Origin of the sequence: Frankia gtarii (genome assembly GCF_025403375.1) — a bacterium.
Classification (GTDB): Bacteria; Actinomycetota; Actinomycetes; order Frankiales; family Frankiaceae; genus Frankia; species Frankia gtarii.
Window position 1 is genome coordinate 17,762 of record NZ_JAMPTM010000058.1, and the last position, 11,654, is coordinate 29,415.

The 11,654-nt window shown below is 72.4% G+C and carries 10 protein-coding genes and 1 pseudogene; 9 read left to right on the forward strand and 2 right to left on the reverse strand.

What is annotated here, in order from left to right:
• Positions 1–37 precede the first annotated feature (37 nt).
• Together NBZ83_RS11385 and NBZ83_RS11390 are read right to left on the reverse strand one after the other, a co-directional pair.
• The gene (locus tag NBZ83_RS11385; protein WP_261569764.1) at positions 38–1,459 is read right to left on the reverse strand and encodes an FAD-dependent oxidoreductase; all 1,422 of its coding nucleotides are present in this window, start codon (positions 1,457–1,459) and stop codon (positions 38–40) included.
• Positions 1,460–1,630: 171 nt separating this feature from the next.
• Complete coding sequence (locus NBZ83_RS11390; protein ID WP_261569765.1) at positions 1,631–2,080, reverse strand: nuclear transport factor 2 family protein; 450 nt, start codon at positions 2,078–2,080, stop codon at positions 1,631–1,633.
• A 208-nt stretch (positions 2,081–2,288) separates the two neighbouring features.
• On the opposite strand from NBZ83_RS11390, the gene NBZ83_RS11395 reads away from it, so the two are divergent.
• The 9 genes and pseudogenes from NBZ83_RS11395 to NBZ83_RS11435 form a co-directional block, all read left to right on the forward strand.
• A complete protein-coding gene (locus NBZ83_RS11395; protein WP_261569766.1) occupies positions 2,289–2,738 on the forward strand; it encodes a helix-turn-helix transcriptional regulator in 450 nt (149 codons plus the stop codon).
• A 5-nt stretch (positions 2,739–2,743) separates the two neighbouring features.
• A complete protein-coding gene (locus NBZ83_RS11400) occupies positions 2,744–3,154 on the forward strand; it encodes a VOC family protein (protein ID WP_261569771.1) in 411 nt (136 codons plus the stop codon).
• A 41-nt stretch (positions 3,155–3,195) separates the two neighbouring features.
• A pseudogene (locus tag NBZ83_RS11405) lies at positions 3,196–3,388 on the forward strand (excinuclease ABC subunit A); the annotation flags it as partial.
• 211 nt (positions 3,389–3,599) lie between these two features.
• On the forward strand, positions 3,600–5,207 hold the full coding sequence (locus NBZ83_RS11410) for a flavin-containing monooxygenase (protein ID WP_261569773.1): 1,608 nt from the start codon (positions 3,600–3,602) through the stop codon (positions 5,205–5,207).
• Between the two features lie 476 nt (positions 5,208–5,683).
• The gene (locus tag NBZ83_RS11415) at positions 5,684–6,790 is read left to right on the forward strand and encodes a CaiB/BaiF CoA transferase family protein (RefSeq protein WP_261569775.1); all 1,107 of its coding nucleotides are present in this window, start codon (positions 5,684–5,686) and stop codon (positions 6,788–6,790) included.
• Positions 6,791–6,866: 76 nt separating this feature from the next.
• A complete protein-coding gene (locus tag NBZ83_RS11420) occupies positions 6,867–8,066 on the forward strand; it encodes an acyl-CoA dehydrogenase family protein (RefSeq protein WP_261569776.1) in 1,200 nt (399 codons plus the stop codon).
• Between the two features lie 7 nt (positions 8,067–8,073).
• A complete protein-coding gene (locus NBZ83_RS11425) occupies positions 8,074–9,051 on the forward strand; it encodes a PaaI family thioesterase (protein ID WP_261569778.1) in 978 nt (325 codons plus the stop codon).
• 116 nt (positions 9,052–9,167) lie between these two features.
• Entirely contained in the window at positions 9,168–9,914 is a 747-nt protein-coding gene (locus NBZ83_RS11430; RefSeq protein ID WP_261569780.1) for a class I SAM-dependent methyltransferase, read from the forward strand.
• A 363-nt stretch (positions 9,915–10,277) separates the two neighbouring features.
• A partial coding sequence (locus NBZ83_RS11435; RefSeq protein WP_261574926.1) for an HNH endonuclease signature motif containing protein occupies positions 10,278–11,654 on the forward strand: 1,377 nt, incomplete at its 3' end.

Consider the following 11,654-nt stretch of genomic DNA (forward strand, 5'->3'; position numbering starts at 1 on the left):
CCCGGTCGCAGGGTAAGACGGTCGCCCGGTCGCCCGGTCAGACGGTCAGGGTGCGGTTGAGGGCGGTGTCGACGAGCGCGTCGAGCGTGGTCAGCTTCACCCGCGGCCGGCCCACCGGCTCCCCGGACGCCCGCTCGGCCGCGTCGATGAGCCGCCAGCCGGCCTCCGTCACCAGATCGGGCTGGCGCTCGCGCAGCCAGGACTCGGCCTCGCCCACCGGGTCGACGCCGCCGGCCCCCGGGTGGCGCGCCAGCCGGCCCTCGCCCACGTCGGCCAGCAGCGTGGCGACCGTCTCCACGGCGCACTTGCGGTTCGTCCCGATGATCCCGGTCGGACCGCGCTTGATCCAGCCGGCGACGTACTCACGGTCCGCCCCGGCGACCCGCCCGGCGTCGTTGGGGATGATCCCGCGGCGCTCGTCGAACGGCAGGCCCACCAGCGGCAGGCCCTTGTAGCCCACCGCCCGCACGACCAGGTCGGCCGCGACCACCTCCCGCTCGCCGGTGTCGACGGCGCTGACCCAGCCCTCGGCGTCCACCTCCAGCCGGTTGCGGGCGAACACCACCTCGGCCACCCTGCCCTCCCCGCGAATCTCGACCGGAGAACGCAGGAAGCGCAGCGCCATCCGCCGCCGCCCCGCCGCCACCGGCGTCGCCGACGCCGTCTGCCCTGCCGCGGCGTAGCCGCGCAGGATCGCGAGGTTGCGCAGGATCAGCCGTGACAGCTTCTCCTCGCCGGGCTGCACCTCGACCTCCGCGGGGTCGACGTCCACCGCCGACCCGGTGAACTCCGGCAGCTCGCGCAGCTCCGCGGTCGTGAACGCCGCCTGCGCCGGCCCGCGCCGGCCCACCACCACGACCTCCTCCAGCGTGCTGGCGCGCAGGACGTCGAGGGCGTGGTCGGCGATGTCGGTCGCGGCCAGCCGCTCGACCGGGGAGCACAGGATCCGCGCCACGTCGAGCGCGACGTTGCCCGCCCCGATCACCACCGCACGCCGGCCGGACAGCTCGGGCGCCCGGTCGGCGAAGTCGGGATGGCCGTTGTACCAGCCCACCACGTCCACCGCGGGCACGCTGCCCGGCAGGTCCTCGCCGGGGATGCCCAGGCGCCGCTCGCCCTGCGCACCCACCGTGTACACCACCGCGTCGTAGCGCTCGACCAGCTCCTCGCGGGAGACGTGCCGACCCACCTCGACGTTGCCGAAGAAGCGGAAACGCTCGTCGGCCGCGGTCACCGCGTACACCGACGCCACCGCCTTGATCTTCGGGTGGTCGGGCGCCACCCCGGCCCGCACCAGCCCCCACGGCGTGGCCAGCCGCTCGTAGAGGTCCACCCGGACCGCGACGTCGCTCTGTTCCAGCAGCGCGCCCGCGGTGTAGAAACCGGCCGGACCGGAACCGATGACGGCGACGGTCAACGGTGCGGCGGTCGACGGGGTGTTCACGGCATCATCGGCCATAAGGCGACTCCTTCGGACGAACGGTTACCCGGCCAGACCCCTACCGGGCGACCACACGGGCACGCCCTCGACCGGCCGACGCGTGCCACCGGAGGGGATCACAGCCACGATCCTCCGATGACACCGGCTGATGGGTCGACCGATCGGTTCGCCGGGATCGGCGCGTCGCGATCAGGCCCCCGGCCCGCGCAGAGCGACGGGCGCCAGCGGCGAGTTCGCGGCGAAGCCCTCGACCGTCACCCGGCGGCGGGCGAACCGCCACGTACCGTCGACCTCGACGACCTCGTCGCGGTAGGTGCCCCAGTGGTCCAGCCCGCGGATGCCGATGTACTGGAAGCAGGCGTAGGTGGCGGCGCCGCCCTCCGCGCGGGGGTCGACGTAGATCGAGCTGAGATGGTGGCGGCCCGGGAGGATGTCGACCCCGCGGAAGCTCTCCCCCGCGCTGCGGAAGTAGGCCTCGATCGCGTCCCGGCCGACGTTGGTGTCGTCGTTGATCCGGAACACCGCGTCGGGGAGGAAGAGCTCCACCAGCGGCCCGAGCCGGCCGGAGTCGGCGAAGTACTGGTAGGACGCGAGGAGGTGGGCGGCACCGACGCGGGTCCGCAGTTCTGCGTTGTCCATCAGATCTCCGATCGGGACTGGCGGGGGGCACAGACGAGGGTCAGGCCCGGGCGGCCGGCGAGGTTGGCCGAAGACCGCTGAGACGCAGCTCATGTTGCCAACAGCGAACCTGTTTCGTCTACCTGTATGTGCTTATTGATGACGCGGTGGCCGCCGGCGGGACGGGTGCTCCAGGGCCGAGCGGGCGTGGCGTGGCACGATTTCGCAGGTGACCAGCAGAGCCACCGAGGCACAGCATCTGCGCGACCTTGCGTGTCTGCGCCGCGTCCGCGACCGGATCGACCGGGAGTATGCGCAGCCGCTGAACGTCGAGACGCTCGCCCGCGGCGCGCACATGTCGGCCGGGCACCTCGGCCGCGAGTTCCGACTTGCCTATGGCGAGTCGCCGTACGGCTACCTGATGACGCGGCGGGTCGAGCGGGCGATGGCGCTGCTGCGCCGCGGCGACCTCAGCGTCACCGAGGTCTGCTTCGCGGTCGGCTACTCGTCGCTGGGCACCTTCAGCAGCCGCTTCACCGAACTGGTCGGGGTGGCGCCGAGTGTGTACCGGCGTGAGGCGGGGCGCACCGCGGCGGGGATGCCCTCCTGCGTGGCGAAACAGGTCACCAGACCGGTCAGGAATCGAGAAGCGCAGGTCACCGGGCCACGCCTAGCCTGATCATCATGGATCTCAGCATTCACACGACCTTCCTCCCGCACACCGACGCGGACGCCTCGCTGGCCTTCTACCGCGACGCCCTCGGCTTCGAGATCCGCAACGACGTCGAATACGGCGCAAGGCGCTGGATCACGGTCGGCCCCGCCGGGCAGCCCGACATGTGCATCGTGCTGGAACCGCCGGCCGCCGACCCGGGCATCACCGACGACGAGCGCCGCACCATCGTCGAGATGATGGCGAAGGGCAGCTACGCCCGCATCATCCTGGCCACCGCCGACCTCGACGCCACCTTCACCCGGCTGCAGGCCAGCGGCGCCGAGGTCGTCCAGGAACCGACCGTGCAGCCGTTCGGGGTTCGCGACTGCGCCCTGCGCGACCCTGCCGGCAACCTGATCCGCATCAACGAGGTCCGCTGAGCGGCCCGCGGACCCCCGCCGTACCGAACCGGAGGTCCTTGATGGTCACCACGACGGACCCACGGGCACCGGCATCGCATGTCGCCGACAGCCACGATCTGATCTGCGTGCACGGCGCGCGGGAGAACACCCTCGCCGACGTCAGCGTCGAGCTGCCCAACCAAGCGCCGGCTGACGGTGTTCACCGGCGTCTCCGGCTCGAGGAAGAGCTCGCTGGTGTTCGCCACGCCCGCCGATCTTGTCGCCGCCCGCCGTACCCTCACCGGCGAGCACCTCGCGGCCCATGTCGGCACCTGATCCACGTCGGCACCTGATCCATGCACAGGACGTCAGATGCGGCGTAGTCGACCACGGCCGGAAGGCGCCCGTCCCGGCCCGTTTCTCGGCGGCCGACGCGGACGGTGCGTGTTGACGCGAGCGTCAGATTCGGGCTAGCGTTCGGCTCATGCCCACCGGCGACCCCGAGGATCTCGACGTCCTGATCGTCGGCGCCGGCTTCGCCGGCATGTACGCGGTGCACCGCCTGCGCGGGCAGGGGCTGCGGGTGCGGGCCTACGACGGGGCCGACGACGTCGGCGGCACGTGGTTCTGGAACCGCTACCCGGGGGCCCGCTGCGACATCGAGAGCCTGGAGTACTCCTACTCCTTCTCCGAGGAGCTCCAGCAGGACTGGGAGTGGAGCCGGCGCTTCCCCGAGCAGCCGGAGATGCTCGCCTACGCCCGGCACGTGGCCGACCGGTTCGACCTGCGCCGCGACATCGTGTTCGCCACCCGGATCACGTCGGTGACGTTCGACGAGGCCGACGGGCGCTGGCTGGTCACCACCGACCGGGGGCAGCGGGTGCGGGCCCGGTTCTGCGTCATGGCGACCGGCTGCCTGTCCGTGCCGAACGTCCCCGACCTCCCGGGGGCCGACCGCTTCGCCGGGCGCGTCCTGCACACCGCGACCTGGCCGGCCGAACAGGTCGACCTGGCCGGCCAGCGGGTCGGGGTCGTCGGCACCGGCGCCTCGGGCATCCAGTGCATCCCGCTCATCGCCCAGGTCGCGGGCCACCTGACCGTGTTCCAGCGCAGCGCGAACTTCAGCGTCCAGGGGCTGAACGTGGCGCTGGACCCGGAGCTGGCCCACGAGCGCAAGGCGCACTACGCCGAGTACCGCGAGCGGGCCCGGCGCTCGTTCGGCGGGATGCTGCTGCGCCAGAACCGCGTCCACGCCCTCACCGCCTCCGCGCAGGAACGCGAGCGGGAGTTCTCGTCGCGCTGGGGGCTGGGCGGCTTCGAGTACATGGCCGCCTTCGACGACCTCATCTTCGACCCGGCGGCCAACGACCTCGCCGCCGACTACGTCCGCGACAAGATCCGCCAGATCGTGCGCGATCCCGAGGTCGCCGCGACGCTGACGCCGACGGACCACCCGATCGGCACGAAGCGGATCTGCGTCGACAACGACTACTACGAGACGTTCAACCGCGACAACGTCACCCTCGTCGACGTTCGCCGCAACCCGATCACCGAGATCACCGAGACCGGGGTGCGGGCCGGCGGGCGGGTGCACGAGCTGGACACCCTCGTCTACGCGACCGGCTTCCACGCGATGACCGGGGCGCTGCTGGCGATGGACATCCGTGGCCGCGGCGGGCGCCGGCTCGCCGACCACTGGGCGCACGGGCCGCGCACCTACCTGGGGCTGGGGATGAGCGGGTTCCCGAACCTGTTCGTCGTGGCGGGCCCCGGGAGCCCTTCGGTGATCTCCAACGCGTTCGTCTCCCTGGAGCAGCACGTCGACTGGATCGGCGACTGCCTGGCCCACCTCGACGCCCACGACCTGGCCACGATCGAGGCGGAACCCGCCGCCGAGGACGACTGGGTGGCCCACGTCAACGCCGCCGCCGCGCGCACGCTCTACCCGCAGGCGAACTCCTGGTACCTGGGCGCGAACATCCCGGGCCGGCCGCGGGTGTTCATGCCCTACGTCGGCGGGGTCGGCCGCTACCACAAGCGCTGCGCCGCCGTCGCCGCCGACGGCTACGCCGGGTTCACCCTCAGCGCCTAGCGAGCCCGGCCCTCCGCGTATGCCGCATCGCTGCTGGTGAGAGCGCCAGAGGTTCCACCACCCTCGGCGATCATTACAGGTCGGCGACGATGGCGGGGCCAGCCCGCACGCGGCGGTGGCCCCGCCCCCGCGAGACGGTGTGCACGGCAGCGGAGCCACCTGCCTCCTCCGCGGGGATAAATCGGACGTTGAACCCTGCGGAAGAGCCATGGAGGCGCTCTCCCACGCATCCGCCGCCGACGCACGAACCGTCGCCCCCTCCACAACCGGCTACGCCTCGGCGGCCGACGAAACTGCCAGAATCACAGCCCATTGAAGATCATAAAATGCTCGCGACAGGGCACCAATGCTATAAACAGAGTGTCAGAAGAGCTCTGCTGAGCTGCTCTGAACACTGACCTGCCCGGCGAAGGCCGGGGCGACGGACCCACCTGGCGCCAGGCGCGCACGGGCGGGAACCAGGAGGAGGGACGGCGTTGCCCGAACCGACGAGCGCCGCGGGCCCACTCGCCGGCATCCGGGTCGTCGAGCTCGCCGGGATCGGTCCCGGCCCGCACGCGGCGATGATGCTCGCCGATCTGGGCGCGGACGTGGTCCGGGTGGCCCGGCCGGGTTCCGTGCCGGCGCCGGGCGTGCCGGCCGAGCCGGTGCAGCGCGGGCGCCGCCTCGTCGAGGCCGACCTGGGCGATCCCACGGCCCGCGAAGGCGTGCTGGATCTGATCGCCGGCGCCGACGTGCTGATCGAGGGCTTCCGCCCCGGCGTCACCGAGCGTCTCGGACTCGGCCCGGACGACTGCGCGCGGCGCAACCCGCGGCTGGTCTACGGGCGGATGACCGGCTGGGGCCAGCAGGGACCGCTGGCGGACCGGGTCGGCCACGACATCAACTACCTGTCGATCACCGGCGTGCTCAACGCGATCGGGCGCGCCGGCGAGGCGCCGGTACCACCGCTGAACCTGGTCGGCGACTTCGGTGGCGGCTCCACCTATCTGGTGGTGGGCATCCTCGCCGCGCTGGTCGAGCGGGAACGCTCCGGGCGCGGCCAGGTCATCGACGCGGCCATCGTCGACGGCGCGAGCCTGCTCGCGCACATGGTCTGGGGGCTGCGCGGGCGCGGGCGCTGGAACGACGAGCGCGGCTCCAACCGCCTCGACACCGGCGCGCCGTTCTACGACGTCTATGCCACCGCCGACGGCGGCTACATGGCCGTCGGCGCGCTCGAACCCCGCTTCTACGCCACGTTCGTCACCGGCCTCGGCCTCGACCCGGCCACGCTGCCCGGCCAGGACGACCGGGCCCGCTGGCCGCAGCTGCGCGAGGCGTTCACCAAGGCCTTCGCCGAGCGAACCCGCGACGAGTGGGCGGCCGTGTTCGACCCCCTCGACGCCTGCGTCACCCCGGTGCTGGACTTCGACGAGGCCGCCGCGCACCCGCACGTGGCCACCCGGGAGATCCTGATCGACGTGGCCGGCGTGACCCAGCCCGCCCCCGCGCCTCGGTTTTCGCGCAGCGTCCCCGCCGCGCCGCGGGTCCCACCGCGCGCCGCGGTCACCGTCACCGAGGTCCTCGCCGGGTGGACCTGATCGCCCGCCACGACCACGACCCTGGCCCTGCCCCTGGGCCTGATCTTGACCGCGACCAGACAACGAAGGAGGCGCCGTGTCCGTAACGGCAGCGCCGTCCAGCGGCTCCGACACGTTCCCCACCGGTGCCTGGGAGCTCCCGGACGAGTTCCGGATGCTCGCCGACACGGTGCGGCGCTTCATGGAGACCGAGGTCCGGCCCCTGGAGGACACCCTCCCCCACGACGCGGCCGGCCTGCCGCCCGAGCTGCTCGGCCCGTTGCAGGCCAAGGCCCGCGCGGCGGACCTGTGGGCACTGCAGACGCCGGCGGAGTTCGGCGGTGCCGGGCTGAGCGTGCTCGGCCAGGTCGTCATCGCCGAAGAGGCGGCGAAGTGCCGGATGGGCGCGTTCTTCCCGGCCTGCGGGGCGTTCGGCGGCAATCCGCCGACGGTGATGTTCTCCGCGACCAAGGAGCAGTTCGAGACGTACGCCCGCCCCATCATCGAAGGCCGGGCGGGCCGGGCGTTCACCGCGATCAGCGAGCCGTCCGGCGGCTCCGACCCGGCCCGGGCGATTCGCTGCCGCGCCGAGCGCGACGGCGACCACTACGTCATCAACGGCACCAAGATGTGGACGACGCACGCCGGCACGGCGGCCTGGGGGGTGCTCTACGCGCGCACCGGCGAGCCGGGCCGGCGCGACGGGATCACCTGCTTCATCCTGCCCAACGACGTCGAGGGGCTGACCAAGTTCCCGATCGACGTGATGACCTCCTACGCGCCGTACGAGCTGCACTTCGACAACGTCCGGATTCCGGTGGCCAACCGGATCGGCGAGGAGGGGCAGGGCTTCCGGCTCGCCTCGCAGTTCCTGGTCTCCGGGCGCATCGCCTATGCCGCGGGCCCCATCGGCATCGCCCAGCAGGCGCTGGGGATGGCGATCGACTGGGTCAAGCAGCGGGAGGTCTTCGGCTCCCGGCTGGCCGACAAGCAGGGCATCCAGTGGATGATCGCCGACAGCGAGGTGGAGCTGCGCGCCGCCCGGCTGCTGATGTACCAGGCGGCCTGGAACGCCGACCTCGGCAAGGATGTGCGGGTCGACTCCTCGGTGTGCAAGATGTACGGCACCGAGGCCGCCTACCGGGTGCTGGACCGCTGCGTGCAGATGTTCGGCGCCCTCGGCCTGTCCAAGGAGATGCCGCTGGAGCGCTGGTTTCGCGACCTGCGGGTCAAGCGCCTCGGCGAGGGCGCCTCCGAGGTCCAGAAAATGATCATTGCCCGCGAGCTGCTACGTTGACGCGGCGATGACCGAAACCGGAACCTCCCCGACCGCCGGATCCTCGTCGACCGCCGGCGCGTCCGCGGACGGCCTCGTCCCGGCGGCCCGCACCGAACCCGCCGGCCACACCCCACCCGCGCCGAACGCCCCGGTCGGGGCGTCCCCGCCGGCGCGGGAGTACGCCGAAAGCCGCTTCCGGCTCAGCCAGGTGATCCGCGGCGAGCGCGGCGTGCGCGTCACGATGGAGCTCGGTCCGTGGCTCGACGGGCCCGGCGGCACGGCGACGATCGGCTCGCTCGGCGTCCTGGTGGACTCCGCGATCGGGATGGAGGTCTACGAGTCCCGACCGGAGAACTCCCATTCGGTCACCGCCGAGCTCTCCCTCGACGTCATCGGCGCCCCGCCGTGGTCCGGCGGGCTGCTGACGGCCAGCGCCGAACTGCTCGGGCGGGATCCCGCCGGCGGGACGGCCCGTTGCGAGGTCCGCGACGACGCCGGCCGGCTGGTCGCCGTCGGCATCGGCCGCTGCCGCTTCGTCAGCATCCCGGGCACCGCCGCGGGCTACCTCGACGGCGAGCCGCAGATGCTGCCACCGGCCGCGCACCACTCGCTGCTGGAGGCCCTGAGCCGGGCCGACGCCGGGGGCCCGGGAGGGGGCGGGGTCATTGCCGGCCCCGTACGCGACGGCGACGTCGGCCGGTTCCTCCTGCCCGCCAACCCGGCGTTCGAGAACGGCGGCGGCACCGTGCACGGCGGCATCCTGTTCTGCGCCGCCGAACTCGCCACCGAGGCGCTCGCCGACCCGGCCGTGCCGGAGCGCACGACGGCGATCCGGGTGAACTACCTGCGCCCCGCCGCCCTCACCGCCGAGGTCACCGCCACCGCCGAGCTCGTCCACCGCGGCCGCACGGTCTCGCTCTACCGGGTGACGACGGCGGGTCCGTCCGGCAAGCCCGCGACCCTCTCCACCATCACCCGCGAGCGCGGCACCCCGGTCTTCTGACCTTGGCTACGCCGCTGCCCGGTGCATCCATCGGCGCCGGGCGCGGCGGGGCTGCGGCGGCCGTGACCGCACCGCGGCGGCCGACCATCCGTGGTCATCTGACTACTCTTGGGGCCATGCCTCGCGAATGGGACGCCCGCACCTACGATTCGCTGCCTCTCCCCCACTTGTTCTGGGGTGAGAGAACCCTCGGCCGGCTCACCCTGACCGGCAACGAGACGGTCCTCGACGCCGGTTGCGGCACCGGACGCGACACCAGCGCCCTGCTCGACCTGCTGCCCGACGGGCGCGTGATCGCCCTGGACGGCTCCGCCGCCATGCTCGCGCAGCTGCGCGCCCGCCTCGCCGACCGCCTCGACCGCGTCGAGGTGATCCAGGCCGACCTGGCGGCGCCCCTGCCCGTCGACACCTCGGTGGACGCGGTCGTGAGCGTCGCGGCTCTGCACTGGCTGCCCGATCATGACAGGGTCTTCAGGAATCTGGCCGCGGTCATGCGGCCGGGAGCCCAGCTCGCGTTCGAATGCGGCGGCCAGGGCAACGTCGCGAGCATCGCTCACGCCATCGACGAGGTTCTGCCGCACGCGCCCCGGATCTGGAACTTCGCCGGCGTCGAGGAGACCACGCGCCGCCTGCTCGACGCGGGATTCACCGACCTCGAGGTGACGCTGACGCCCGATCCCGCCCGGCTTGAGCAGGGCGAGCAGCTCCGCAGCTTCCTGGCGACGGTGATGCTGGGCGCGCACCTCGACCGTCTCCCCGAGGATGAGCGAGTGCCCTTCGTCGACGCGATCACCGTCCGCCTTCCCGAACCCGTCATCGACTACGTCCGCCTCCAGGTCCAAGCAACCCGATCGGGCGACTGACCGACGACGGGCCGACGAGGGGTCGACCACGGACCACGGTCTGGGCTCCGGCGACCTTCATGGCCGCCGGGGGAGCGTCTCCCCGCCTCGCCCGTCCCGCCGGCACGGCCAGTCCCGCCGGCACGAGCGAGTCAGCGGAGATCGGATCGGCGTCGCAGTGGAACGACATTGCCGAGTTCCGGATTACTCACCGCCGCCGTCGTCGCCCCGGACGAGTGCCGACCGCCGCTCGAGTGCAGCCCGCCGACCGCCAACCCGGACTGCTCATCCGGTCGGCCCCTGTGGATGGTTCCCGTGCCGTTTCCGCTTCAAGCGTACGAACGTATGTTCGACATCCGGCAGGTGTTGTTCTACCGTTGACCCATGGTTTACGACGACATCGGCGCCCGCATCGGTGCCGACCTCGACGCCGACGTGGGTGACGGCCTGGACCCGCCGGCACGCCTGGCCACGATCTGCGGGCAGCTCGACGGGCTGCTGGCCGCGGACGTGTGGCGGCTCTGCGACGGCGAACTGGACGAGCTCCTCGACGGGGTGTGCCGGCTGTCCGGGCGGGTCGCGGCGGTACGGGGCCGATTGTTCGTCGAGGCAACCGACCGTGGCTTCGCCGTCCACCAGGGCGCCACCGATCTCGCGGCGTGGCTACGGGACCGGCTGCAGCTGACCCGCCGCGAAGCCCGCCGCCAGGTCACCCTCGCCCGCGACACCACCCTGTGCACCGCCACCGGTACCGCCCTGGCCACCGGAGAGATCCTCGCCGAACACGCGATGGTCATCGGCGACGCGATCCGCAGCCTGCCCCCCACCACCACCCCCGAGCAGCGCACCGCCGCCGAACAGGCCCTGATCGGTTTCGCCGGCCGATTCGACAGCCTGCACCTCACCAAAATCGCCGCCCGCCTGCGCGAAACCCTCACCACCATCGACACCTCCCCCGGCGGCGACGACCCCCACGCCGACAGCCACACCGGCGAACACACCGAGCCCAGCAGCGGCGGCCGCGGTAACGGCGGCGGCGGTGGCATAGGCGGCGGTGCCGGGTTTGGCGGCGGCGATGGTGGCGAGAAGCCGAGCCGGGACCCGGCTGACATCCGCCGGCTCACGTTCACCGACACCCCGACCGGGACCACGCTGATCAGCGGGGAACTCGACGCCGAAGGCGCGGCCCTGCTGCGCACCGCGTTGGACAGCCTTGCCGCTCCTCAGCCCGCCGAGGACGGCACTCCCGACCGGCGTAGTCCCGCCCGCCGCCGCGCCGACGCCCTCGTCACTCTCGTCACCCGCGCCCTGGGCGCCGCCGCGGTTCCCGAGACCGGCGGGGTCCGGCCGCATCTGACCGTCACCATCGGCTGGGAGACCCTGCTCGCCGCCGGTGTCATCCCCGCGACCACCAGTTGGGGTCTTCCGCTGCCGCACAGCGCCCTGGCCCGGTTGAGCTGCGACGCCGAAATCACCCGCATCATCCTCGACCCCGCCGGGGTCCCCCTCGACGTCGGACGCACCGCCCGAACCGTCCCCCCGCAGATGCGCCGCGCCCTGGTCGCCCGCGATCGGGGCTGCAGTTTTCCGGGATGCGATAAGCCCCCGTCATGGTGCGAATGCCACCATTGCACACATTGGAAAGACGACGGTGTCACGGCTTTGCACAACCTTGTGCTGATCTGCGGCCAGCATCATCGGCAGGTCCACCACGACGGCTGGACCATCATCTTCACCGACGACGGCCACCCCGCCTACATC

Coding starts and splice junctions, on each gene's coding strand:
- NBZ83_RS11385 (WP_261569764.1), bottom strand. CDS start 1,459: ATGGCCGATGATGCCGTGAACACCCCGTCGACCGCCGCACCGTTGACC.
- NBZ83_RS11390 (WP_261569765.1), bottom strand. CDS start 2,080: ATGGACAACGCAGAACTGCGGACCCGCGTCGGTGCCGCCCACCTCCTC.
- NBZ83_RS11400 (WP_261569771.1), top strand. CDS start 2,744: ATGGATCTCAGCATTCACACGACCTTCCTCCCGCACACCGACGCGGAC.
- NBZ83_RS11410 (WP_261569773.1), top strand. CDS start 3,600: ATGCCCACCGGCGACCCCGAGGATCTCGACGTCCTGATCGTCGGCGCC.
- NBZ83_RS11425 (WP_261569778.1), top strand. CDS start 8,074: ATGACCGAAACCGGAACCTCCCCGACCGCCGGATCCTCGTCGACCGCC.
- NBZ83_RS11430 (WP_261569780.1), top strand. CDS start 9,168: ATGCCTCGCGAATGGGACGCCCGCACCTACGATTCGCTGCCTCTCCCC.